This window comes from Streptomyces sp. NPDC059443, from assembly GCF_042750105.1.
GTDB lineage: Bacteria > Actinomycetota > Actinomycetes > Streptomycetales > Streptomycetaceae > Streptomyces.
The window spans coordinates 178,117-201,302 of sequence record NZ_JBHYVM010000009.1 but is presented as its reverse complement, the minus strand read 5'-3'; the positions used below and the strand labels follow the sequence as shown (position 1 = coordinate 201,302).

Annotated in this window: 20 protein-coding genes; 12 read left to right on the top strand and 8 right to left on the bottom strand. The window is 70.7% G+C overall.

Annotated features, from left to right (window positions below; all coding sequences use genetic code 11):
• Positions 1-46: 46 nt before the first annotated feature.
• A complete protein-coding gene (gene pruA / locus ACFXDJ_RS12035; RefSeq protein ID WP_384660081.1) occupies positions 47-1,678 on the top strand; it encodes an L-glutamate gamma-semialdehyde dehydrogenase in 1,632 nt (543 codons plus the stop codon).
• An 85-nt stretch (positions 1,679-1,763) separates the two neighbouring features.
• Here pruA and ACFXDJ_RS12030 read toward each other — a convergent pair whose 3' ends face one another.
• From ACFXDJ_RS12030 to ACFXDJ_RS12020, 3 genes are all read right to left on the bottom strand, one after another.
• The gene (locus ACFXDJ_RS12030; protein WP_384660078.1) at positions 1,764-2,687 is read right to left on the bottom strand and encodes a zinc-binding alcohol dehydrogenase family protein; all 924 of its coding nucleotides are present in this window, start codon (positions 2,685-2,687) and stop codon (positions 1,764-1,766) included.
• Positions 2,688-2,752: 65 nt separating this feature from the next.
• Positions 2,753-3,454 carry a nitroreductase family protein gene (locus ACFXDJ_RS12025; RefSeq protein WP_384660075.1) on the bottom strand — a complete coding sequence of 234 codons (702 nt, stop codon included), beginning with the start codon at positions 3,452-3,454 and terminating at the stop codon, positions 2,753-2,755.
• 550 nt (positions 3,455-4,004) lie between these two features.
• Positions 4,005-6,035 carry a phosphocholine-specific phospholipase C gene (locus ACFXDJ_RS12020; RefSeq protein ID WP_384657659.1) on the bottom strand — a complete coding sequence of 677 codons (2,031 nt, stop codon included), beginning with the start codon at positions 6,033-6,035 and terminating at the stop codon, positions 4,005-4,007.
• A gap of 673 nt (positions 6,036-6,708) precedes the next feature.
• Here ACFXDJ_RS12020 and ACFXDJ_RS12015 point away from each other — a divergent pair.
• The 3 genes from ACFXDJ_RS12015 to ACFXDJ_RS12005 all read left to right on the top strand — a co-directional run bounded on the left by ACFXDJ_RS12015 (position 6,709) and on the right by ACFXDJ_RS12005 (position 9,344).
• Positions 6,709-6,843: a hypothetical protein gene (locus ACFXDJ_RS12015; RefSeq protein ID WP_384657661.1), complete on the top strand. Its 135-nt coding sequence runs from the start codon at positions 6,709-6,711 to the stop codon at positions 6,841-6,843.
• 126 nt (positions 6,844-6,969) lie between these two features.
• Positions 6,970-8,010: a 3-isopropylmalate dehydrogenase gene (locus ACFXDJ_RS12010; protein WP_384657664.1), complete on the top strand. Its 1,041-nt coding sequence runs from the start codon at positions 6,970-6,972 to the stop codon at positions 8,008-8,010.
• A 230-nt stretch (positions 8,011-8,240) separates the two neighbouring features.
• A complete protein-coding gene (locus ACFXDJ_RS12005) occupies positions 8,241-9,344 on the top strand; it encodes a branched-chain amino acid aminotransferase (RefSeq protein ID WP_384657666.1) in 1,104 nt (367 codons plus the stop codon).
• Positions 9,345-9,568: 224 nt separating this feature from the next.
• Here ACFXDJ_RS12005 and ACFXDJ_RS12000 read toward each other — a convergent pair whose 3' ends face one another.
• Positions 9,569-10,990 carry a cytosine permease gene (locus ACFXDJ_RS12000; RefSeq protein ID WP_384657669.1) on the bottom strand — a complete coding sequence of 474 codons (1,422 nt, stop codon included), beginning with the start codon at positions 10,988-10,990 and terminating at the stop codon, positions 9,569-9,571.
• 156 nt (positions 10,991-11,146) lie between these two features.
• Between ACFXDJ_RS12000 and ureA the strand changes: the two genes are divergently transcribed.
• The 6 genes from ureA to ACFXDJ_RS11970 all read left to right on the top strand — a co-directional run bounded on the left by ureA (position 11,147) and on the right by ACFXDJ_RS11970 (position 18,685).
• A complete protein-coding gene (gene ureA, locus ACFXDJ_RS11995; protein WP_384657672.1) occupies positions 11,147-11,857 on the top strand; it encodes an urease subunit gamma in 711 nt (236 codons plus the stop codon).
• A 47-nt stretch (positions 11,858-11,904) separates the two neighbouring features.
• Positions 11,905-13,587 carry an urease subunit alpha gene (locus ACFXDJ_RS11990; RefSeq protein WP_384657691.1) on the top strand — a complete coding sequence of 561 codons (1,683 nt, stop codon included), beginning with the start codon at positions 11,905-11,907 and terminating at the stop codon, positions 13,585-13,587.
• 12 nt (positions 13,588-13,599) lie between these two features.
• The gene (locus ACFXDJ_RS11985) at positions 13,600-14,637 is read left to right on the top strand and encodes an agmatine/peptidylarginine deiminase (RefSeq protein WP_384657674.1); all 1,038 of its coding nucleotides are present in this window, start codon (positions 13,600-13,602) and stop codon (positions 14,635-14,637) included.
• A 45-nt stretch (positions 14,638-14,682) separates the two neighbouring features.
• Positions 14,683-15,291 (top strand): TetR/AcrR family transcriptional regulator, encoded by a 609-nt coding sequence (locus ACFXDJ_RS11980; protein WP_384657677.1) that lies wholly within the window; start codon positions 14,683-14,685, stop codon positions 15,289-15,291.
• Positions 15,292-15,571: 280 nt separating this feature from the next.
• Positions 15,572-17,203: a citramalate synthase gene (gene cimA, locus ACFXDJ_RS11975; RefSeq protein WP_384657679.1), complete on the top strand. Its 1,632-nt coding sequence runs from the start codon at positions 15,572-15,574 to the stop codon at positions 17,201-17,203.
• 114 nt (positions 17,204-17,317) lie between these two features.
• Positions 17,318-18,685 carry a hypothetical protein gene (locus tag ACFXDJ_RS11970; RefSeq protein ID WP_384657683.1) on the top strand — a complete coding sequence of 456 codons (1,368 nt, stop codon included), beginning with the start codon at positions 17,318-17,320 and terminating at the stop codon, positions 18,683-18,685.
• A 49-nt stretch (positions 18,686-18,734) separates the two neighbouring features.
• On the opposite strand, the gene ACFXDJ_RS11965 is transcribed toward ACFXDJ_RS11970, so the two are convergent.
• Entirely contained in the window at positions 18,735-19,346 is a 612-nt protein-coding gene (locus tag ACFXDJ_RS11965) for a YceI family protein (protein ID WP_384657685.1), read from the bottom strand.
• 271 nt (positions 19,347-19,617) lie between these two features.
• Here ACFXDJ_RS11965 and ACFXDJ_RS11960 point away from each other — a divergent pair, with 271 nt between their 5' ends.
• On the top strand, positions 19,618-21,201 hold the full coding sequence (locus ACFXDJ_RS11960) for an acyl-CoA carboxylase subunit beta (protein WP_384848942.1): 1,584 nt from the start codon (positions 19,618-19,620) through the stop codon (positions 21,199-21,201).
• Positions 21,202-21,223: 22 nt separating this feature from the next.
• Positions 21,224-21,427, top strand: a complete 204-nt coding sequence (locus ACFXDJ_RS11955; protein ID WP_384848939.1) for an acyl-CoA carboxylase subunit epsilon — start codon at positions 21,224-21,226, stop codon at positions 21,425-21,427.
• Positions 21,428-21,517: 90 nt separating this feature from the next.
• On the opposite strand, the gene ACFXDJ_RS11950 is transcribed toward ACFXDJ_RS11955, so the two are convergent.
• The 3 genes from ACFXDJ_RS11950 to ACFXDJ_RS11940 all read right to left on the bottom strand — a co-directional run bounded on the left by ACFXDJ_RS11950 (position 21,518) and on the right by ACFXDJ_RS11940 (position 23,180).
• Entirely contained in the window at positions 21,518-22,102 is a 585-nt protein-coding gene (locus ACFXDJ_RS11950; RefSeq protein WP_136214583.1) for an ATP/GTP-binding protein, read from the bottom strand.
• The gene (locus tag ACFXDJ_RS11945) at positions 22,083-22,673 is read right to left on the bottom strand and encodes a DUF742 domain-containing protein (protein WP_384848936.1); all 591 of its coding nucleotides are present in this window, start codon (positions 22,671-22,673) and stop codon (positions 22,083-22,085) included. The genes ACFXDJ_RS11950 and ACFXDJ_RS11945 overlap by 20 nt, the downstream gene beginning before the upstream one ends.
• Before the next feature lie 93 nt (positions 22,674-22,766).
• Positions 22,767-23,180, bottom strand: coding sequence for a roadblock/LC7 domain-containing protein (locus ACFXDJ_RS11940; protein WP_030037347.1), 414 nt, complete (start codon positions 23,178-23,180; stop codon positions 22,767-22,769).
• Positions 23,181-23,186 lie beyond the last annotated feature (6 nt).

Genomic DNA, 23,186 nt, shown 5'->3' with positions numbered 1-23,186 from the left:
CCTCAGCTCAAGGCCCCTCACCCCAGCTCAAGGAGTTACCAGCCCCATGGATGCTGTGACCCAGGTCCCCGCGCCGGTCAACGAGCCGGTCCACTCGTACGCCCCCGGCACCCCGGAGCGCGCGCGCCTCGAAACGCAGCTCAAGCAGCTGTCCGAGAACCCGATCGACCTCCCGATGACCATCAACGGCGTCAAGCGGATGGGCGGCGGCGAGCGCTTCGACGTCGTGCAGCCGCACGACCACAAGTCGGTCATCGGCACCTACGCGAACGCCACCCGGGCCGACGCCCAGGAGGCCGTCGACGCCGCCCTGGCCGCCGCCCCGGCCTGGCGCTCGATGTCCTTCGACGACCGCGCCGCGATCATCCTGCGCGCCGCCGAGCTGCTGTCCGGTCCGTGGCGCGAGAAGCTCGCCGCGTCCACCATGCTCGGCCAGTCGAAGACCGCGCAGCAGGCCGAGATCGACACCCCGTGCGAGCTCGTCGACTTCTGGCGCTTCAACGTCCACTTCGCCCGCCAGATCCTGGCCGAGCAGCCGGTCGCGAACTCCGCCGGCGTGTGGAACCGCAGCGACCACCGCCCGCTCGAAGGCTTCGTCTACGCGATCACGCCGTTCAACTTCACGGCCATCGCCGGCAACCTGCCGACCGCCCCCGCCCTGATGGGCAACGTGGTCGTGTGGAAGCCGTCCCCGACGCAGACCCACTCCGCGGTCCTCCTCATGGAGCTGCTGGAGGAGGCCGGCCTGCCGAAGGGCGTCATCAACCTGGTGACGGGCGACGGCATCGCCGTCTCCGACGTGGCGCTGACCCACCCGGAGCTCGCGGGCATCCACTTCACCGGTTCGACCAAGACCTTCCAGCACCTGTGGAAGACGGTCGGCACCAACATCGAGAAGTACAAGTCCTACCCGCGCCTGGTCGGCGAGACCGGCGGCAAGGACTTCGTCGTCGCGCACCCGTCCGCGGACCGCGCGATCCTGAAGACCGGGCTGACCCGCGGCTCCTTCGAGTTCCAGGGCCAGAAGTGCTCGGCATCCTCGCGCGCCTACGTCCCGGCCTCGATCTGGAACGACGGCTTCAAGGAGGCCTTCGCGGCCGAGGTCGACGGCATCGCCATGGGTGACGTCCGCGACCTGTCGAACTTCATCGGCGCGGTCATCGACGAGCGCTCCTTCGCGAAGAACAAGGCCGCGATCGACCGGGCCATCGCCGACCCGACCTGCGAGATCGTCGCGGGCGGCACGTACGACGACTCGGAGGGCTACTTCGTCCGCCCGACCGTCATCGCGTGCACCGACCCGGAGAACGAGGTCTTCACGACCGAGTACTTCGGCCCGATCCTGGCGATCCACGTCTACGAGGACGCCGACTTCGACGCGATGCTCGCGCAGATGGAGTCCGTCTCGGCGTACGCCCTGACCGGCTCGATCATCGCCGCCGACCGCTACGCGGCCGCCGACGCGATGGAGAAGCTCCGCTTCGCGGCGGGCAACTTCTACATCAACGACAAGTCGACCGGCGCCGTCGTCGGCCAGCAGCCCTTCGGCGGCGGCCGTGCCTCGGGCACGAACGACAAGGCGGGCGCGGCGACGAACCTGCAGCGCTGGACCTCGACCCGCTCCATCAAGGAGACCCTGGTCGCGCCGACCGAGTACGGCTACCCCCACATGGGCTGACCCTCCGCCCCTCTGAACCCCGCCCCCGCTCCGGTACCCCCAATTCCGGAGCGGGGGCGGTTTCCATTTCCCGGCGGCCGCGGCCCTACGGGACGAGCACGACCTTGCCCAGGTTGCGGCGCTGCTCGATCAGGGCGTGCGCCCGGGCCGCCTCGGCGAGGGGGATCTCCTCGTGCACGGCGGTGCGCAAGGTGCCCGCGTCGCGCAGCTCCCACAGCTCGCGCCGCCAGCGCTCGTACAGTTCGGGCTGGCCGAAGGCGATGGCCCGCATCTGGAAGCCGATCACCGAGGCACCGCGGACCAGGAGCTCGTACGCCTCCACCGTGCCGCCGCCGGAGCCGAAGGCCACCAGCCGGCCGCCGGTCGCCAGGGCCCGTACGGCGGGGCCGAGCAGGTCGCCGCCGACGCCGTCGAGGATCACGTCGTACGGGGCTCCCCAGTCGGCGTCCCCGTACAGGACGACCTCGTCGGCGCCCAGGCCCCGTACGAACTCAGCCTTGTCGGCGCTGCTGACGGCGGCGACGACGCGGCCGGCCCCGCCGGCCTTGGCGAACTGCAGGGCGAGCGTCCCCACGGCGCTGGCGGCCGCGGTGACCAGCACCGACTCCCCGGGCCGCACGCGTGCGGCCTCGTAGGCGCCGCGCGCCACCAGCCCGCTGCGGACCAGGGCGACCGCCTCGACGGCGCTCGCGCCGTCCGGGATCCGGGAGGTCATCGCGGTGTTCAGGACCGCGAACTCGGCGTAGGCATCGGCGAAGCACAGCCCCGTGACGCGGTCGCCGACGGCGAAGGCGGTGACCCCCTCGCCGGTGGCGGCGACGCGTCCGGCGATCTCGCCGCCGAAGGGCACAGGCTCGGCCGCCTCCCGCACCTTGCGGACGGTGGGCAGGGTCACCCCGACGGCCTCGGTCCGCACGAGCACCTCACCGGGCCCCGGAGCGGGTACGGCGGCGTCCTCGGCGAAGAGGACTTCGGGGCCGCCGCTGACCTCGTAGCGGATGCGGAGCAAGGGGGACCTCCCGTTGTGGATCTTGTGCGAGGCCCACGGTAACTCCGCGCGGTGCGGGCGCGCCCCTAGACCTCCACCATGACCTGGTCCAGGGACTTGCGGAGTAGGTCCGGGACCTCGCAGTCGGGCGCTGGGTAGCCCACCGGGATGACGGCGAAGGCCTTCTCGTTCTCGGGGCGGTCGAGGACCTGGGAGAGGAAGCGCATCGGGCTCGGCGTGTGGATCAGGGCGGCCAGGCCGGACAGGTGGAGGGCGGACAGGAGCATGCCGACGGCGATGCCGACCGACTCGTCCACGTAGTAGTGCTTGTGCTTCGTGCCGTCCTCGCCCAGCCAGTAGCGCTGCTGGAAGACCACGATCAGCGCCGGGGCGTCGGTGAGGTGGGTCTTGACGGCGTCCGTGCCGATGGGGCGCAGGGCCGCGAGCCATTCCTCCCCGAGGCGGCCGTCGTAGGACAGTTGCTCCTCCAGCTCGGCGGCCGCGCGGATCTGCTCCCGTACGGCCGGGTCCTTGACCAGGACGAAGGTCCACGGCTGCTGGTGCGCCCCGGAGGGCGCGGTCGCGGCGCAGGCGATGGCGTCCCGGACCACCTGCTCGGGCACCGGGTCGGGGGAGAAGTGGCGTACGGTCCTGCGCTCGTCCATCCGCGCGCGCAACTCGGCGGCGCGCGCGAGGGATTCCTCGCTCGCCATCCGCTCGGGCCGGTAGGGGGCGGGACGGTACGGCTGGCCGTGGATCGGGGTCCACTGCTGGGTATCGGAAGACATGGGCCGAGTCTGCCGAGGCAATGGTCCAGACCGCCAGCCCCACATCGGCCGAATCCGGCCGGTGAGCGCCACCGCGCGTCCGCATGCCGGGGCACGGCGTGGGACGGGGCCGATTGGTACGGTCCGGGGATGGGTGACCGGGACGCACGAGCCGTGATTCTGCGGCACACCGCACAGCTCGGCGAAGGGGAGGCGCGTCAGGTGCGGGACCTGCTCGACGACGCCTTCGCGGGGGAGTTCGGGGACGAGGACTTCGAGCACGCGCTCGGCGGGATGCACGCGCTGGAGGGGGTCGTCGCGCGGGCCTACGTGCTCGGCGCGCTCAGTGCTTCCGCCGCCGGGGCCCGGCTGTACGCCGGGCGGGGCTGGCAGGTGTGGGGCGGGGAGATCGGGGTGCTCGGGCCCGGGGGGGGGCGGGCGCGGGGCCCCCCCGCGGCGGGCGGGGGGGGGGGGGGGGCTGCGGCGGGGGGGGGGGGGGGGGGGGGGGGGGCCCCCCCCCCCCCCCCCCCCCGGGGCCGCTTCACTTCGACTGGCGGGACGGGGACGTTCTCTAGCTGCCGCTGATGCTCGGCGCGCCCGACTCGATGTGGCCCGTGTAGCGGCGGGACCAGGTGCCGTCGGAGTCGGCGAGGATCGTGAAGTCGTACCAGCCGTTGCTGTAGGCGACGGCGTTGAAGTAGTCCTCGTGCGAGGAGTTCGCCGGGACCGTGTAGGTCCACGGGCCGTCCGTGCGGTAGGCGTTCGAGCGGATGGTGAAGGTGACCGGGGAGGCCGAGCTGTTGGTCATCTTGAAGTAGACGGCCGTCTTGCCCGTGCCCGGCTCCACCGCGAAGCGGGACGCGACCTCGATCGACTTGCCCGCCTTCGACGCGTCGCCGATGAAGCGCCGCAGGAAGCGGTTCGGCCCGTACATCGAGATGTCGTACTTCCCGGAGCCGCTGCCGAGCCCGATGTTGAAGTAGTCCGTCGACGTCGCGCCCGGGTCCACCGTGTACTGCCAGGCGGCCGTGTCCCGGTACTGGTGCGGGTGGATCGAGAAGTGCGCCGCCTGCTTCGCCTCCGCGCCCGCGTTCGTCATCGAGAACCAGGCGAGGATCTTGCCGGCCGCCCCGAACTCGAAGCGGTCCAGGTTTCCGTTCACCTGGTACGGAAGGGCGCGCGCGGGCCGCGTCCCGGCCTCCTGCACCGGCTGCGCGTTGTCCTGCGGCGCCGGGTTGGAGAGCGGGCCGCAGGTCGCCTGGCCGATGACCTTGGCCGTGGACGGGAGGCCCGCGGGGACCCCGTAGACCGGGTGCGCGAAGTCGAAGACGCCGGTCAGGTCGCCCGTGACCTTGCGGCGCCACGCGCTGATGTTCGGACAGGCGGCCGGGGTGCCCAGGGCGGAGGTCCAGGTCTCCATGAAGCGCAGGACCGAGGTGTGGTCGAAGACCTCGGAGCTCACCCAGCCGCCGCGGGTCCACGGGGACATCACGATCATCGGGACGCGGAAGCCGAGCCCGATCGGGACGCCGTCGATGTACTCGCCGGCCGTGCCGGGCGGGGCGATCGGCGGCGGGACGTGGTCGAAGAAGCCGTCGTTCTCGTCGTAGTTGAGGAAGAGGACGGTGGAGTCGAAGACCTCGGGGTTCGCCGACAGGGCGCGGTAGACCAGGTCCACGAAGTGCGCGCCGTCGCCGGGCGGGGCGTACGGGTGCTCGGAGAAGGCCTCGTTCGCCACGACCCAGGAGACCTGGGGGAGGGTGCCGGCGACCACGTCCGCGCGGATGGCGGCGGCGATGTCGTCGGGGGTGGAGCCGGTGACCTTGGGGACGGAGCCCATGCCGCGGTCCCACAGGGGGTCGCCCGGCTTGGCGTCCGTGAACTTCTTGAAGTAGGCCAGACCGTTGTCCCCGTAGTTGTCCTGGGCGTTCTGGTAGACCTTCCAGCTCATCCCGGCACGCTGGAGGGCCTCGGCGTACGTCTCCCAGGTCAGCCCGGACTCGTCGCCGCCGTCCTTGCTGCCGGAGTCGACCTTGCCGCTCCACAGGAACGTGCGGTTGGGGCCCGTCGCGCTCAGGGTGGAGCAGAAGTAGGCGTCGCAGATGGTGTAGTTGTCGGCGAGGCCGTAGTGGAACGGTATGTCGCCGCGGTCGAGGTAGCCCAGGGTGCGGGTGTTGCCGACGCCGGTGACGAAGTTGTCCATGCGGCCCTTGTTCCAGGCCGCGTGCTGCGAGGTCCAGCTGTGCGGGAGGTCGCCGTTGCACTGGGCGAGGGTCTCGCCGTCGACGCCGCCCACCGCCGGGGTGGAGCTGAGCTTCCACGGGTACTGGCGGCCGCCCCAGTTGGGCTGGTTGAACGTGCCCCAGCCGCCCGGGATGTTGCCGGCGGCGCGGTCGCTGAAGCCGCGGACACCCTTCAGCTTGCCGAAGTAGTGGTCGAAGCTGCGGTTCTCCTGCATCAGGATCACCACGTGCTTCACATCGGTGATCGTGCCGGACGCGTCGGCGGCGGCCGCCGACGTCGGTGCGATCGCGGGCAGGGCGGCGCCTGCCATCAGCCCGGCGCCGATTCCCACGAATCCTCTGCGGCTGATCGGTGTCACTGGCTACTCGCCTCCAACTCAGGTGCCCGGCTGGCACATTGACGGCAAGAGTGGCGGCAGCCGGGCCAAAGGTCTACATCCGTGCGGTAAGAACTCGGTGAACATCCGGGTGGCTGGAATCGTGCGGTGCGCCCTGCCAGGGTCTGCTTGGGGTGGAGGCCCGCTCCGGGGCCTCCCGTGGATTGGTGCGAGAGTGAACCAATGCGTGTCGCGGGCGGAGCGGCTCGTCCGTGATCCCCCGGCGGGTCCCCCGGCGGCCCCCCGGCGGGCCCCCAGTGGGTTCCCCGTTCGGGTGAGCCTGCCCGGAGGTCCGCGGGGCCGTTGGGGCGGGTGGGGTACGTCACTCCACCGGAATGGGTGCACCCGCGTAACTCATGGTTCTGACCAGCGAAAACAGCTCTTTCTGGCGGCGAATCGGACCCCTGGACCGGGGCCTTCCGAGGGGTTTCGCGTCTCAGATAGTAGGAAGTCCGAGTAATTGCGAAGACATACAGCGGGGGCTGGCCTACTTTGTAGAAGCCGAACGTCTCGCCGATCAGGCGAATGGCGGTCGAGAGCGTGCGCCCTGTGGCAGGCAACCCCTGCCGCGCACAGCTCCCCGCCTCATCCGGCGCCTTGAAGGAACCCCTCATCCGCGGCCCCGCCGCGTTTTGATCTCAAGGAGTCGATCACCATGACGCACGCCCCCTCCACCACCACCCGCCGTGTCCGCCACTCCGCCTCCGCGGACGCCGACCGCAAGAACGCGGCCGCCGCCCTCCAGCGGGCGCTGGACCGCCGCGACAACGGCGGCTCGACCGGCCACTGACCGGTCGCCGGCCAGCCGCTGACCAGCCGCTGGGCACCTCCCGGAGCACGCCCGGCCCCGGACATATTGCGTCCACATGGTGGACGCAATATGTCTGAGGGATGGGACAAGGAGTACGGTTCCACCATGTCGACCAGCATCAATCTCGCAGTGATCCCCGGTGATGGCATCGGCCAGGAAGTCGTGGCTCAGGGCCTCAAGGTCCTTACCGCGGTCCTGCCCCAGGATGTGAAGCTGGAGACCAAGGAATACGACCTCGGCGCCCAGCGCTGGCACCGCACCGGTGAGACCCTCCCGGAAGCGGAGCTCGAAGCCCTCAAGCACCACGACGCGATCCTGCTGGGCGCCATCGGCGACCCCTCGGTCCCGTCCGGCGTGCTGGAGCGCGGTCTGCTGCTGAAGCTCCGCTTCGCCTTCGACCACTTCATCAACCTGCGCCCGTCGAAGCTCTTCCCGAACACGGCCACCCCGCTCGCCGGCCGTCCGGAGATCGACTTCGTCGTGGTCCGCGAGGGCACCGAAGGCCCGTACACCGGCAACGGCGGCAGCCTGCGCACCGGTACCCCGGCCGAGGTGGCCACCGAGGTCAGCATCAACACGGCGTACGGCGTCGAGCGCGTGGTCCGTGACGCGTACGAGCGGGCCAACGCCCGCCCGCGCAAGAAGCTGACGCTGGTCCACAAGAACAACGTCCTCGTGTACGCGGGCCACATGTGGAAGAACATCTTCGACAAGGTCGGCCAGGAGTACCCCGAGGTCACCACCGACTACCTGCACGTCGACGCCGCGACGATCTTCTTCGTCACCCAGCCCGAGCGCTTCGACGTCATCGTCACGGACAACCTCTTCGGTGACATCCTCACCGACCTGGCCGCCGCCGTGACCGGCGGAATCGGCCTGGCCGCCTCCGGGAACATCAACCCGACCGGCGCCTTCCCGTCCATGTTCGAGCCCGTCCACGGCTCGGCCCCGGACATCGCGGGCACCGGCAAGGCCGACCCGACCGCGACGATCCTCTCGGTCGCGCTCCTCCTGCGCCACCTGGGCTACGAGGCCCAGGCCGTCCGCATCGAGGACGCGGTCTCCGCCGACCTCGCCGAGCGCGACGGCACCTTCCGCTCCACCGACGCCATCGGCGACGCCCTCGCCGCGCGAGTAGCCGGCTGACCCGGTAGCCCCACCTCAGGAAGCCGCCGGGTCGCGACCACCGCACCCGGCGGCTTTTCCTGTGCGGCCCCGGGTGCCACCATCTCCCCTGGGCCGCAAACACCCCGTTTCACCGAAGCCTCCTCCCGCGCGATAATCGAACGCGAGGCCGCGGAATGCGGGGAAGCTCGGACGTCCTAGTACGCCGTGAGCGCGGTCCGCCATACACAACCGGTGAAGGACAAGCACTCATGACGACGACGCCCACGATCGAGCTGAAGCCCTCCTCGAACCCCCTGTCCGCCGCGGAGCGCGAAGCGATCCTGGCGAACCCCGGATTCGGCCGCCACTTCACCGATCACATGGTGACGGTCAAGTGGACCGAGGGCCGCGGCTGGCACGACGCCGAGCTGGTCCCGTACGCGCCGCTGTCGATGGACCCGGCGAACATGACCCTGCACTACGCGCAGACCATCTTCGAGGGCCTCAAGGCGTACAAGCAGCCCGACGGCACCGTCGCCACCTTCCGCCCGCGGGCCAACGCCGAGCGCTTCCAGTCCTCCGCCCGCCGCATGGCGATGCCGGAGCTGCCGGCCGATCTGTTCATCGCCGCCTGCGACGCGCTCATCAAGCAGGACCGCGACTGGGTGCCGGACTCCGGCGAGGCCTCGCTGTACCTGCGGCCGTTCATGTTCGCCAGTGAGGTCGGCCTGGGCGTCCGCCCGGCCAACGAGTTCCTCTTCATCGTCATCGCCTCGCCCGCCGGCGCGTACTTCCCCGGCGGGGTCAAGCCCGTCTCCGTCTGGCTCTCCGAGGAGTACGTCCGCGCGGCCAAGGGCGGCACGGGCGCGGCCAAGACCGGCGGCAACTACGCGGCCTCCCTCGTCGCGCAGGCCCAGGCCGCCGAGCACGGCTGTGACCAGGTGGTCTGGCTGGACGCCGTCGAGCACCGCTGGATCGAGGAGATGGGCGGGATGAACCTGTACTTCGTCTACGCGGACGAGGACGGGACCCGGCGCATCGTCACCCCCGAGCTCACCGGCTCGCTCCTTCCCGGCATCACCCGCGACTCCCTCCTCACCATCGCCCGTGACCTCGGCTACACCGCCGAAGAGGGCCGGATCACCACCGAGGACTGGAAGCGCGACAACGAGAACGGCACCCTGACCGAGGTCTTCGCCTGCGGCACCGCCGCCGTCATCACCCCGGTCGGCTCCGTCAAGTCCGAGCGCGCCAACTGGACCCAGGGCGACGGTCAGCCCGGCGAGGTCACCATGAAGCTCCGCAAGGCGCTCCTGGACCTCCAGACCGGCCACGCCGCCGACACCCACGGCTGGATGCACCCGCTCGGCTAGAGCCGGCAGGCAGTACGCACGAGGCCCGGGCGCCCCCCCCCCCGGGGGCGGGGGGGGGGGGGGGGTGGGGGGGGGGGGGGGGCGGCGCGCCGCCCCGCCGCACGACCGCGAGCGACCCCCCGGCGTGGAGCCACCGGTGGGGATCGCGCGGCGCGCACTCACGCCGGCGGCCCGCCCCCCCCTCCCGGGGGGCGCGGGCCTTCGTGTGTACGGGGAGCGGAGGCCTACGCGGCGACCGGCTCCTCGACGGCCTCCACGGCCGCGGCGGGGGCGGTGCGGGCGGTCAGGGCCGTGTAGACCAGGCCGCCGGCCAGGCCGGAGAAGATGAAGGAGCAGTCCACTCCGCCGGTCACGGCGAGCAGCGGGCCCTCGTAGAAGGGGGTGCTCACGGCCAGCAGGCCGACGCCGGCGCCGATCGCCCAGGAGGCGGTGGCGCGCAGGTTCCAGCCGGCGCGGTACCAGTAGATCCCGCCCTTGGCGCGGCGGTTGAAGACCTGGAGCGCGTCGGCGTCGTACTGCCCGCGGCAGCGCACGAAGCCGATCAGGGTGATCACGGCCCACGGGGTGCCGATGGCGGTCAGCAGCAGCACGAAGGAGGTCATCGCGGACTGCACGTTCCACTCGAAGGAGCCGAAGAAGACGAACGTGGTGGCGACGGCCGCGGCGATCACGGTGGCCTTGGTGCGGGTGGCCTTGGGGACGATCGCGTCGAGGTCGAGGCCCATGGAGTAGAGCATCAGCCCGGCGTTGCCCACCGAGCCGGCCGCGGCGGCGACGAGCAGTGGCACCAGGTACCAGAACGGCGAGGAGGCGACGAGCGGCCCGGCGTAGTCGTCGGCCCCGGCCCCGGCGGCGAGCGCGGTGTAGGTGCCGAACAGCTGCGGTATCAGCAGGCCGATCAGCAGGCCGAAGCCGGTGGCCCAGAACACCTTGCGGGGGCTGTGCTTCGCGGGGGAGACGTAGCGGGTGTAGTCGCCGAGCAGGGTGATGAAGGCGACGGGGCCGCTGAGCCCGGCGGCGACGGCGGCGAGCAGCCAGGTCGGCCAGAAGGACCCGAGCAGGTACGAGGTCTCCGCCGCGGTGCCGGTGAAGTCGGGGGCGTAGGCGTAGATGCCGATGGCCAGCAGGATCACCATGCCGATGGAGAGCACCTTGCTCATGCGCAGCAGCAGTCGGTAGCCGAAGACGGCTCCGACGACCGTACACGCGGCGAGTACGCCGTACATCGCGGCCCGCGATACGCCGGTGTCCGGGAGTCCGGTGAGCCGGGAGAGGGCGCCGACCATGACGTCGCCGCCGATCCACAGGGTCAGCGCGGTGTAGCCGAGCGAGAGCAGCAGGCCCACGATCGAGCCGACGAGCCGGCCGCGTACGCCGAACTGGGCTCCGCTGGAGGTGGAGAGGTTGGTCGCCGTGCGCAGGGAGACCAGCGCCAGCGGCGCGGTGACGGCGATTCCGACGACGGTGCCGGTCACGATGGCGGTGAGCGAGGGCCACAGTCCCAGTCCGAAGGACGGGGGCAGCCAGCCGAAGACGATCACACCGAGGCAGAGATTGGAGCCGAGGAGGATCGAGATCAGGTCACGGGGACCGCTCGTTCGCTCCTCCTCCGGGATGGTGTCGACTCCGCGCTGTTCGATGGGCATGGGGGGACTCCCTTGGCAGGGCGGGGGGTGGCAATGCAATGTTTGAGCGACACTCAATGTGACCTAAGGCCTGGTCTCAGGTCAATGCTTCATTGCAGAGAAATGAAGAGTTAGAGTGATGCTCTAACCCATTGACTCAAAAGGTGGTGGATCGGCGTGCGGCTGACCCCTACGGAGCGCGACCGGCTGCTCCTCCGCAGCGCTGCGGAACTGGCCAGGGCCCGACGGGGCCGCGGGCTCAGGCTCAACGTCCCCGAGGCGACCGCGCTCATCGCGGACACCGTCTGCGAGGCCGCGCGCGACGGCAAGCGGCTGGCGGAGGCCATCGAGGAAGCCCGCTCGGTACTGGGCCCCGACGATGTCCTGCCCGGCGTCAGCGACGTGGTCACCGAGGTGCACGTGGAGGCCGTCTTCGACGACGGATCCCGCCTCGCCGTGGTCTCCTCCCCGATCCGCGGCGCCCTCGGCCTGGGCGAGAACGCCCCCGGCGCGGTCGTACCCGGCCCCGGCGCCCCCCAGCCGGAGCCCGTGATCCACCTCCAGGTGCGCAACACCGCCTCCGTGCCGGTCAGCGTCACCTCCCACTTCCACTTCTTCGAGGCCAACCCCCGCCTCGACTTCGACCGCGCGGCGGCCTACGGCATGCGCCTGTGCGTGCCCGCGGGCTCGTCCGTACGGTTCGACCCGCACGGCGAGGGCGAGGTCGGGCTGGTCCCGATCGGCGGCGAGCGCGTCGCCATCGGCTTCGCCGGCCTGGTCGACGGCCCGCTGGACGCCCCCGGCGCCAAGGACGAAGCCCTGCGCCGCGCCGCCGCCTGCGGCTACCTCGGCGTACCCGACACCGGTAGCGAAGGAGCACGGGCGTGAGCCGCCAGACCCCCCACAGCGACCACTGCGCACCCGGCAGCCGCCACATCGACCCGCACGAGTACGCCTCCGTCTTCGGCCCCCGCGCCGGGGACCGGGTCCGGCTCGGCGACTCCGGGCTGACCGTCCGGGTGGAATCCGACTCCCAGAAGCCCGGGGACGAGTTCCTGGCCGGCTTCGGCAAGACCGCCCGCGACGGCCTGCACCTGAAGGCCGCCGCCGTCCGCGAGACCTGCGACGTCGTCATCAGCAACGTCCTGGTCATCGACGCCGTCCTCGGCATCCGCAAGGTCTCCATCGGCATCCGCGAAGGCCGCATCCACGCGATCGGCCGGGCCGGGAACCCCGACACCCTCGACGGGGTGGACGTGGTCGTCGGCACGGGCACGTCGATCGTCTCCGGCGAGGGCCTGATCGCCACCGCCGGCGCCGTCGACACCCACGTGCACCTGCTCTCCCCGCGCATCATGGAGGCCTCGCTGGCCGCGGGCGTCACCACGATCATCGGCCAGGAGTTCGGGCCGGTCTGGGGCGTGGGCGTCAACTCCCCGTGGGCGCTGAAGCACGCCTTCAACGCCTTCGACGCCTGGCCCGTCAACATCGGCTTCCTCGCCCGCGGCTCCTCCTCGGAACCGGCCCCGCTGATCGAGGCCCTGGCCGAGGGCGGCGCCTCCGGATTCAAGGTCCACGAGGACATGGGCGCGCACACCCGCGCCCTGGACACCGCCCTGCGCGTGGCCGAGGAGTACGACGTACAGGTCGCCCTGCACAGCGACGGCCTCAACGAGTGCCTCTCCGTCGAGGACACCCTGCGCGTGCTGGACGGCCGGACCATCCACGCCTTCCACATCGAGGGCTGCGGCGGCGGACACGTCCCCAACGTCCTCAAGATGGCGGGCGTTCCCAACGTCATCGGCTCCTCCACCAACCCGACCCTGCCCTTCGGCCGGGACGCGGTCGCCGAGCACTACGGGATGATCGTCTCGGTCCACGACCTGAAGCCGGACCTCCCCGGCGACGCCGCCATGGCCCGCGACCGGATCCGCGCCGGCACCATGGGCGCCGAGGACGTGCTCCACGACCTGGGTGCCATCGGGATCACCTCCTCCGACGCCCAGGGCATGGGCCGCGCGGGCGAGACCATCCGGCGCACCTTCGCCATGGCCGCCAAGATGAAGGGCGAGCTGGGCCCGCTGGCCGGCGACGGCGAGGGCGACGACAACGCCCGCGTACTGCGCTACATGGCGAAGCTGACCATCAACCCCGCCATCGCCCACGGCCTGGCCCACGAGATCGGCTCCATCGAGGTCGGCAAGCTCGCCGACATCGTGCTGTGGCGCCCGCAGTTCTTCGGAGCCAAGCCGCAGCTGGTCCTCAAGTCCGGCTTCCCGGCCTACGGGGTCACCGGCGACCCCAACGCCGCCACCGACACCTGCGAACCGCTGGTCCTCGGACCGCAGTTCGGCTCGTACGGGGCCACGCCCGCCGACATCTCCGTCGCCTTCGTCTCGGCCGCCGCGGCGGCCCTGGGCAGCGACGAGATGCCGACCCGCCGCCGCCGCGTAGCCGTCCGCGGCACCCGCGGCATCGGCCCGGGGAACCTCCTCCTGAACTCCCGGGTGGGCGCGGTCGATGTGGACGCGCGCAGCGGCCTCGTCTCCCTCGACGGGGAACCGCTGCGCTCCGAAGCGGCCGACTCGGTCTCCCTCAACCGCCTGTACTTCTTGTAAGGACCTCCCGCCATGACTGCAAAGCCCACGGACAACGGTTTCCGGATGCCCGCCGAGTGGACGCCCCACGAGCGCACCTGGATGGCCTGGCCCAGCCCCAACCCCACCTTCACCAACGAGCAGGAGCTCGCCGAGGCCCGCCAGGCCTGGGGAGCCGTCGCCCGCGCGGTCCGCACGTACGAGCCCGTGACCCTCGTCGTGTCCCCCGGTGACGCCGACAACGCCCGCGCCATCGTCGGCGACGACGTGGAGCTCGTCGAGCGGGAGCTCAACGACGCCTGGATGCGCGACATCGGCCCGACCTTCGTCACCAACGAGGCCGGCGAGCTCGCCGCCGTCGACTGGACGTTCAACGGCTGGGGCGCCCAGGAGTGGGCCCGCTGGGACCACGACTCGAAGATCGCCCGGCACGTGTCGGACATCGTCGGGACCCGTACGTACAGCACCACCCTGATCAACGAGGGCGGCGCCATCCACGTGGACGGCGAGGGCACCGTCCTGCTCACCGACACCGTGCAGCTGGGCAAGGGCCGCAACTCCGACTGGACCCGCGAGCAGGTCGAGGCCGAGATCCACGCCCACCTGGGCACCACCAAGGCGATCTGGCTCCCGTACGGCCTGGCGGGCGACTACGGCACCTACGGCACCCAGGGCCACGTGGACATCGTCGCGGCCTTCGCCCGCCCCGGCGTGGTCATGGTCCACTCCCAGCCCGACCCGGCCCACCCGGACCACGAGCGCGGCAAGACCATCGCCGCCATCCTGCGCGCGTCCACCGACGCCCAGGGCCGGCAGCTGGAGGTCGTGGAGATCCCGGCGCCGACCGTGCTGGAGGAGGACGGGGAGTGGGTCGACTACTCCTACATCAACCACTACCTCTGCAACGGCGGCGTGGTCCTGTGCGCCTTCGACGACCCGCGCGACGAGGAAGCGGCCGAGATCTTCCGCGGTCTCTTCCCCGAACGGACCGTGACGCTCGTAGACGCACGTACGATTTTCGCCGGGGGTGGCGGTATCCACTGCATCACCCAGCAGCAGCCGAAGGTCTGACCCGTCCCGGGGGACGGAACGGCGGACCCGAACGAGGAGTGGGCCATGGTGGCGGGTGAGGTACGTGCCGCGCGCAAGAACGCGCCGCCGCGCGAAGACGTACTGGTCGCCGCCATGGCCACCATCGCCGAACGCGGTCTGGACGGTCTCACCATGGCCGGACTGGGCCGCGAGGTCGGCATGAGCAGCGGCCACCTCCTCTACTACTTCCGCACCAAGGACGAGCTCCTGCTCCAGACCCTGGAGTGGAGCGAGGCGGCCCTCGGCGCGGAGCGGCGCGCACTGCTCTCCCGCCTCGGCCCGGTGCGCGAGCGCCTCCAGGCATACGTGGACCTCTACGTGCCCCGGGCCGCCCGGGATCCGCACTGGACCCTGTGGCTGGAGGTCTGGAACCGCTCGCAGAACGCCGGACCGGGGGAGCGGGACCGCCAGGCGGCCATCGAGGGCGCCTGGCACCGCGACCTGGTGGCGCTGCTCGCCGAGGGCATCTCGCGCGGGGAGTTCCGCCCGGTGGACCCGGACCGCTTCGGGGCCCGGCTGCGGGCCCTGCTCGACGGGTTCAGCATCCAGGTCGCCGTCGGCCTGCCCGGGATAGGGCGGGGCGACATCCTGGCCCACGTCTCGGAATTCCTCGACGAGGCGCTCGTATCGTGAGACGTCCGTCCATTCGTATGGACGCCTGTGGCACACTGCGGGCGTGCCTGCTCAGCTCATGATTATGGACAGCAGCGCGCCGGTCCGCAGTGACCGCTGAACCGTGAAAGAACTTCGCGGAGGCGGCCATCGTGCCCCAGACCCGCGCGCAGACCTCTCGCACCCGCGAGAGGTTTTTTCGTTTTCCGGCCCGAACATGCCGGGAGCGGGCAGCGCGCGATGATGGGGGCAGTGGAGCCAGGGCATCCGGAACCACTCATCCGACAGGAGTCAGATCAGCATGACGACGACAGAGGCGACTGAGCCGAATGCGCCGAGCTCGGGCCCCGATGACGGTTTCCACGTCTTCGACACGACCCTGCGCGACGGCGCCCAGCGTGAGGGCATCAACCTCACGGTCGCGGACAAGCTGACGATCGCCCGGCACCTGGACGACTTCGGGGTGGGATTCATCGAGGGTGGCTGGCCCGGCGCCAACCCCCGGGACACCGAGTTCTTCTCCCGTGCCCGCGCGGAGATCGACTTCAAGCACGCGCAGCTGGTCGCCTTCGGCGCGACCCGCAGGGCGGGCGGCTCGGCCGCCACCGACCCGCAGGTCCGCGCCCTGCTGGAGTCCGGCGCACCGGTGATCGTACTGGTGGCCAAGTCCCACGACCGGCACGTCGAGCTGGCCCTGCGCACCACCCTCGAAGAGAACCTGGAGATGGTCCGCGACACCGTCTCCCACCTGGTCGCCCAGGGCCGCCGGGTCTTCGTCGACTGCGAGCACTTCTTCGACGGCTACCGGGCCAACGCCGAGTACGCGAAGTCCGTCGTGCGCACCGCGCACGAGGCCGGGGCCGACGTGGTCGTCCTGTGCGACACCAACGGCGGCATGCTGCCCGCGCAGGTCACCGCGACCGTCGCGACCGTGCTCGCCGACACCGGCGCCCGCTTGGGCATCCACGCCCAGGACGACACCGGCTGCGCCGTCGCCAACACCCTGGCCGCCGTGGACGCGGGCGCCACCCACGTCCAGTGCACCGCGAACGGCTACGGCGAGCGGGTCGGCAACGCCAACCTCTTCCCGGTCGTCGCCGCGCTGGAGATCAAGTACGGCCGCACGGTCCTTCCGGCGGGCTCACTCGCCGAAATGACCCGGATCTCGCACGCCATCGCCGAGGTCGTCAACCTCACCCCCTCCACGCACCAGCCCTACGTCGGCGTCTCCGCCTTCGCGCACAAGGCGGGCCTGCACGCCTCGGCGATCAAGGTCGACCCGGACCTGTACCAGCACATCGACCCCGAGCGGGTCGGCAACACCATGCGGATGCTGGTCTCCGACATGGCCGGCCGGGCCTCCATCGAGCTCAAGGGCAAGGAGCTCGGCGTCGACCTCGGCGGGGACCGTGCGCTGATCTCCCGGGTCGTGGAGCGGGTCAAGGAGCGCGAGCTCCAGGGCTACACCTACGAGGCCGCCGACGCCTCCTTCGAGCTGCTGCTGCGCGCCGAGGCGGAGGGCCGGGCCCGCAAGTACTTCCGGATCGAGTCCTGGCGGGCCATCATCGAGGACCGCCCCGACGGTACGCACGCCAACGAGGCCACGGTGAAGCTGTGGGCCAAGGGCGAGCGGATCGTCGCGACGGCGGAGGGCAACGGCCCGGTCAACGCACTGGACCGGGCGCTGCGCGTAGCCCTCGAACGCTTCTACCCCCAGCTGGCGAAGTTCGAGCTGATCGACTACAAGGTGCGCATCCTGGAGGGCAAGCACGGTACGGAGTCCACGACCCGCGTGCTGGTCACCACGACGGACGGCGCCCGCGAGTGGAACACGGTCGGCGTGGCCCCGAACGTGATCGCCGCCTCCTGGCAGGCCCTGGAAGACGCCTTCACCTACGGCCTCCTCCACGCGGGCGTCGAGCCGGCGGAGTAGTGCGGACCTGCCTCACCGGGCTCCGGACCGGTGAGGCAGGAGGCCTGACGGGAGGCCGTTGGCCCTTATGTCCTGCTCACACAGGATTACGGCCGTTCCGGTAGCGTCGTCACCATGAGGACCAGGCTTATTTCCGTACGTTTCGGCCCCATGCTGGCCGGTCTGCTGCTGGCCCTGTCCGCGACCGCGCTGGTGGTCGCCCCGCAGGCATCGGCGGACACCGGGACCACCACCGTGGCCCGGGCCCTCAAGAAGGGGCCGGTCTACGTCGATCCCCGGGCCGAGGCGCAGCTGTCGCCCGCGCAGGCGGACGCGCTCGCGAAGAAGATCAAGGACGCCGGGAAGCCGGTCTTCGTGGCCGTGCTGCCGGCCGGCGCGGAGTTCCCGGCCGACAGCGTGCTCCGCACGATCCGTACCGAGACCGGGATCACCGGGCTCTATGCGATCCGGCTCGGCGACGGCTTCAACGCCGGAGCCGACAAGGCGGTCATGCCGAACAACGCCGTCCGCAACCTGGTCGACGCCGTGAAGGCGGGCGGCGCGGTGGACGCGAACACCGAGCTCAACAACTTCGTGGACCAGGCCCTGAGCCAGGCCAAGGGCAAGGCCCCGGCTTCCTGGGGCGGCGCGAGCGCCGACGGCGGGTCCGGGGCCGGGGCCCTGATCGGGCTCGGCGCGGTCGCCGCGGTCGGCGGCGGCGGTGCGTACCTGCTGGTCAAGCGCAACCGCAAGAAGAAGGAAGAGATCCGCCGCGAGGCCATCGCCCGGCTCAGCGTGGTCGTCGACGAGGACATCACGGCCTTCGGCGAGGAGCTCGACCGCCTCGACTTCCACCCCGGCGAGCCCGGCGCCGACGACGCGATGCGCAAGGACTACGAGCAGGGCCTGGACTCGTACGAGAAGGCCAAGCAGATCATGGCCTCGGTGCAGCACCCCGAAGAGGTCAAGGGAGTCACCCAGGCACTGGAGGACGGCCGGTACGCCCTGGCCAGCCTCGACGCGCGCCGGCAGGGCAAGCCGCTGCCCGAGCGCCGCTCCCCCTGTTTCTTCGACCCGCGCCACGGGCCGAGCACCGAGGACGCGGACTGGGCCCCGGCGGGCGGCGCCGCCCGTACCGTCCCGGTCTGCGCGGCGGACGCGGTACGGCTGCGCGACGGCCAGGACCCGGCGGTCCGCACCGTCGACACCGAGCACGGGCCGCGCCCCTACTACGACGCCGGCCCGGCGTACGGTCCCTGGGCCGGCGGCTACTTCGGCGGCGGCATGCTGCCCGCGCTGCTCATGGGCACGATGCTCGGTTCGATGATGTCCAGCCCGGCCTACGCCTCCGACTTCGGCGGCGGCAACGGGTTCGACGGCGGTGGCTTCGGCGGCGGCGACGTCTCCGGCGCCGACTTCAACCCGTCCGACTTCGGCGGCGGGGACTTCGGCGGCGGTGGCGGTTTCGACGGCGGCGGAGGGTTCGGCGGGGGCGACTTCTGAGTCGCCCCCCGGGGCGGGTTCAGGCCTTCTCGATCCGGGCCTGCTTGATTCAGGCCTTCTTGATCGCCGAGATGTCGAAGGTCAGCTTCACCTTGTCGCTGACCATCACACCGCCGGTCTCCAGCGCCGCGTTCCAGGTCAGGCCCCAGTCGGAGCGCAGGATCTCGGCGGAGCCCTCGAAGCCGACGCGCTCGTTGCCGTAGACGTCGGTGGCCGAGCCGTTGAACTCCAGGTCGATGGAGAGCGGGCGGGTGACGTCCTTGATCGTCAGCTCGCCGTCGATCCGGTACGCGTCGCCGCCGGTCCGCGCCGCCGAGGTGGAGCGGAAGGTCATCAGCGGGAAGGTCTCGGCGTCGAAGAAGTCGCCGGAGCGCAGGTGGCCGTCGCGGTCGCCGATGCCGGTGTCCACGGAGGCGATCTTCACGTCGATGGAGGCGGTGGAGCGGGACGGGTCGCTGCCGTCCAGGTGCAGGGTGCCCTCGTGGTCGGCGAAGGAGCCGCGGACGTTGGTGACCATCGCGTGCCGGACGGTGAAGCCGATGCTGCTGTGGGCGGGGTCGATGACGTAGTCGCCGGTGAGCGCGGCGAGGGCCGGGTCCACTTCGAGCGTGTCGACGGCGGCGGTCGTGGTGGTCTGGGGGCGGCGGGTGAAGAGACCCATGGCTTCCTCCTCGGTAGCGTGCTGCGCGGTTGTTGAAGCTTGCTTGTTGTTGAACTTTGAACAAGAAGGACGCTAGACCCATTCCGTTCAAATTTCAACATCTAGGCCCCGTGTCGGAGGGTTTTGTGGGATGCCCACAAAGGACGAAGGTCCCAACTAGTGGTCCTCGCTCATCCCTCCCCGGTTCTGTCCGGGCCGGACAGCGGAAGACACCCGACACTGTGCGGATTCGACGGAGGGTTTTGAGGGTCACGCTTCGTAAGGTCGGTACATGACCGTTGTGGACCAGATTCCGAGCGAGCCGACCGACGCACGTGGGCGCGTGGCCGAGCTGCATGACCTGCGTGAGCAGGCGCGGCGCGGGCCGAGCGAGCGGGCGACCGAAGCGCAGCACGCCAAGGGCAAGCTCACCGCCCGTGAGCGCATCGCGCTGCTGCTGGACGAAGGTTCCTTCAAGGAGGTCGAACAGCTCCGCCGCCACCGCGCGACCGGGTTCGGTCTGGAGGCCAAGAAGCCCTACACCGATGGTGTCATCACGGGTTGGGGCACGGTTGAGGGCCGCACGGTCTTCGTCTACGCGCACGATTTCCGGATCTTCGGTGGCGCGTTGGGTGAGGCCCATGCCACGAAGATCCACAAGATCATGGACATGGCCATCGCGGCCGGTGCCCCGCTGGTCTCGCTGAACGATGGCGCGGGCGCCCGTATCCAGGAGGGTGTCTCCGCGCTGGCCGGCTACGGCGGGATCTTCCAGCGCAACACCAAGGCCTCGGGTGTCATCCCGCAGATCTCGGTGATGCTCGGCCCGTGTGCGGGTGGCGCGGCGTACTCCCCGGCGCTGACCGATTTTGTCTTCATGGTCCGTGAGACCTCGCAGATGTTCATCACCGGCCCGGATGTGGTCCGCGCGGTGACCGGTGAGGAGATCACCCAGAACGGCCTCGGCGGCGCGGACGTGCATGCCGAGACCTCGGGCGTCGCGCACTTCGCGTACGACGACGAGGAGACCTGCATCTCCGAGGTCCGCTACCTCATCACGATGCTCCCCTCCAACAACCGCGAGAACCCCCCGGTCCACGAGACGAGTGACCCCGCCGACCGGCGCTCGGACGTCCTGCTGGACCTGGTGCCCGCCGACGGCAACCGCCCGTACGACATGCTCAAGGTCATCGAGGAACTCGTCGACGAAGGCGACGTCCTGGAGATCCACGAGCGGTGGGCCCGCAACATCATCTGCGCCCTCGCGCGCCTCGACGGCCAGGTCGTCGGCATCGTTGCCAACCAGCCCGGCCACCTCGCGGGCGTCCTGGACATCCACGCCTCCGAGAAGGCGGCGCGCTTCGTCCAGCTCTGCGACGCCTTCAACATTCCGATCATCACCCTCCTGGACGTCCCGGGCTTCCTGCCGGGTGTCGACCAGGAGCACGGCGGCATCATCCGCCACGGTGCCAAGCTCCTGTACGCGTACTGCAACGCGACGGTGCCGAGGATCTCGCTGATCCTGCGCAAGGCCTACGGCGGTGCCTACATCGTGATGGACTCCCAGTCCATCGGTGCGGACCTCACCTACGCCTGGCCCACCAACGAGATCGCCGTGATGGGTGCCGAGGGCGCCGCCAACGTCATCTTCCGCAAGCAGATCGCGGACGCCGAAGACCCCGAGGCCATGCGCGCGCGCATGGTCAAGGAGTACAAGGCCGAACTGATGCACCCGTACTACGCGGCCGAGCGCGGCCTCGTCGACGACGTCATCGACCCCGCGGAGACCCGCGAGGTGCTCGTCAGCGCACTCTCGATGCTCCGCAACAAGCACGCCGATCTGCCGTCCCGCAAGCACGGCAACCCGCCGCAGTAATCGCGAAGGAGACCTGCCACCCATGAGCAACGCCGCCGATACCCTGCTGCGCGTAGAAAAGGGCAACGCCGAGCCCGAAGAGCTGGCCGCGATCACCGCGATCCTGCTCGCCCGCGCCGCGTCCACCCCCGAGCAGCCGGCCGCGGACACCGGCCGCTCCCAGGCCGGCTGGCGCCGCCTGGAGCGCACCCCCGGCTTCCGCGCCCCGCACAGCTGGCAGGGCTGAGCCCTTCCCGCACGCAGCCCCGTAGGCAGCACATGAAAGGCCCCCCGCACTCCTTCGAGTGCGGGGGGCCTTTGGCGTACGGCCGGACGGCTACCGCAGGCGGGCCATGAGGGCGTGCTCGACCAGGGTGATGAGCGCGCTCTTGGCGTCTCCGCGGTGGCGGGCGTCGGTGGTGATGATGGGGGCGTCCGGGCCGATCTGCAGGGCCTCGCGGACTTCCTCCGGGGTGTACGGCTGGTGGCCGTCGAAGCCGTTGAGGGCGATGACGAACGGCAGGCCGCTGTTCTCGAAGTAGTCGACGGCGGGGAAGCAGTCGGCGAGACGGCGGGTGTCGACGAGCACGACGGCGCCGATCGCGCCGCGCACCAGGTCGTCCCACATGAACCAGAAGCGGTCCTGACCGGGTGTACCGAAGAGGTACAGGATCAGGTCCTGGTCCAGGGTGATGCGGCCGAAGTCCATGGCGACCGTGGTGGTCGTCTTGTCCCCGGTGTGGGTGAGGTCGTCGATACCGGCGGAGGCGCTGGTCATGACGGCCTCGGTACGCAGCGGGTTGATCTCGGAGACGGCGCCGACGAACGTGGTCTTGCCCACGCCGAAGCCACCCGCCACCACGATCTTCGCGGAGGTGGTGGAGCGAGGAGCCGCTCCGCCGTTAGAGCTTGCGAAGTCCACTGAGCACCCTTTCGAGCAGTGTCACGTCTGGCTGGCCGCCCGCGGACTCGTCGCCGCCGGGCTGGTGGATGGCGACGAGGCCGGCCTCCGCCAGGTCGGCGACGAGGATCCGGGCGACACCAAGAGGAATGGAGAGAAGTGCCGAGATCTCGGCGACCGATTTGATCTCGATGCAGAGCCGGCAGATGCGCTGGTGCTCGGGCAACTGCCCTTGCAGACGCGCGGGATCGGCCGTGGTGCTGACCAGCGCCTCGATGGCGAGCTGGTAGCGCGGCCGGGTACGGCCGCCGGTCATCGCGTACGGACGGACCAGCGGGTTGTGCGCCTGCGGAGCCTGCGGGCGCGAAGCGCGCGGAGACTGTTCCGAAAGCCGGTAGGGCTGTTGGGGCTGCTGGGGCTGGCCGTACGGCGGCTGCTGCTGATAGGGCTGCCGCTGGTAGGGCTGTCCCGCGGGGTTGTGCTCGGGCGAGGGCCGGTTGCTGGGAGCGGAAGGGAAGTTGAAGCGGTTCTGGTCGTGCCCACCCTGCGGCTGCTGCGCGCCGCCATAGGGATGTCCTCCGGGTGTTGTCACGTTTCCTCCTCCGACTCCAAGAACGCAGTACTCCCTGTGGAACCGCGCCACCGCACCCTATGGTGCGATGGCGCGAAACGCACTGCCTGTCTGCTAGTTGAGAAGGCTGCCCTGCAGTTCCGCGCGCAGGTCCGGAGTGAGGACACTGCCCGCGCGATCCACCAAAAGGGCCATCTCGTACCCCACGAGACCGATGTCGCACTCGGGGTGCGCGAGCACCGCGAGGGAGGATCCGTCGGACACGGACATGAGGAAGAGGAACCCCCGGTCCATCTCGACCACGGTCTGGTTGACGGCGCCGCCCTCGAAGATGCGGGAGGCCCCGGCGGTCAGCGACGTCAGCCCGGAGGCCACGGCCGCCAGCTGGTCGGCGCGGTCGCGCGGGAATCCGTCCGACATGGCCAGAAGGAGGCCGTCGGCGGACACCACCACCGTGTGGGACACCCCGGGGGTGTTGTCCACGAAGTTGGTGATCAACCAGTTCAGGTTCTGCGCCGCCTGGCTCATCGCGCT

What these genes read in the sequence shown, in the direction of transcription:
- pruA (WP_384660081.1), top strand. Translation starts at nt 47, where the DNA reads ATGGATGCTGTGACCCAGGTCCCCGCGCCGGTCAACGAGCCGGTCCAC.
- ACFXDJ_RS12025 (WP_384660075.1), bottom strand. Translation starts at nt 3,454, where the DNA reads ATGTCTTCCGATACCCAGCAGTGGACCCCGATCCACGGCCAGCCGTAC.
- ACFXDJ_RS12015 (WP_384657661.1), top strand. Translation starts at nt 6,709, where the DNA reads ATGACGCACGCCCCCTCCACCACCACCCGCCGTGTCCGCCACTCCGCC.
- ACFXDJ_RS12010 (WP_384657664.1), top strand. Translation starts at nt 6,970, where the DNA reads ATGTCGACCAGCATCAATCTCGCAGTGATCCCCGGTGATGGCATCGGC.
- ACFXDJ_RS12005 (WP_384657666.1), top strand. Translation starts at nt 8,241, where the DNA reads ATGACGACGACGCCCACGATCGAGCTGAAGCCCTCCTCGAACCCCCTG.
- ACFXDJ_RS12000 (WP_384657669.1), bottom strand. Translation starts at nt 10,990, where the DNA reads ATGCCCATCGAACAGCGCGGAGTCGACACCATCCCGGAGGAGGAGCGA.
- ACFXDJ_RS11985 (WP_384657674.1), top strand. Translation starts at nt 13,600, where the DNA reads ATGACTGCAAAGCCCACGGACAACGGTTTCCGGATGCCCGCCGAGTGG.
- ACFXDJ_RS11980 (WP_384657677.1), top strand. Translation starts at nt 14,683, where the DNA reads ATGGTGGCGGGTGAGGTACGTGCCGCGCGCAAGAACGCGCCGCCGCGC.
- cimA (WP_384657679.1), top strand. Translation starts at nt 15,572, where the DNA reads ATGACGACGACAGAGGCGACTGAGCCGAATGCGCCGAGCTCGGGCCCC.
- ACFXDJ_RS11970 (WP_384657683.1), top strand. Translation starts at nt 17,318, where the DNA reads ATGAGGACCAGGCTTATTTCCGTACGTTTCGGCCCCATGCTGGCCGGT.
- ACFXDJ_RS11965 (WP_384657685.1), bottom strand. Translation starts at nt 19,346, where the DNA reads ATGGGTCTCTTCACCCGCCGCCCCCAGACCACCACGACCGCCGCCGTC.
- ACFXDJ_RS11960 (WP_384848942.1), top strand. Translation starts at nt 19,618, where the DNA reads ATGACCGTTGTGGACCAGATTCCGAGCGAGCCGACCGACGCACGTGGG.
- ACFXDJ_RS11955 (WP_384848939.1), top strand. Translation starts at nt 21,224, where the DNA reads ATGAGCAACGCCGCCGATACCCTGCTGCGCGTAGAAAAGGGCAACGCC.
- ACFXDJ_RS11940 (WP_030037347.1), bottom strand. Translation starts at nt 23,180, where the DNA reads ATGAGCCAGGCGGCGCAGAACCTGAACTGGTTGATCACCAACTTCGTG.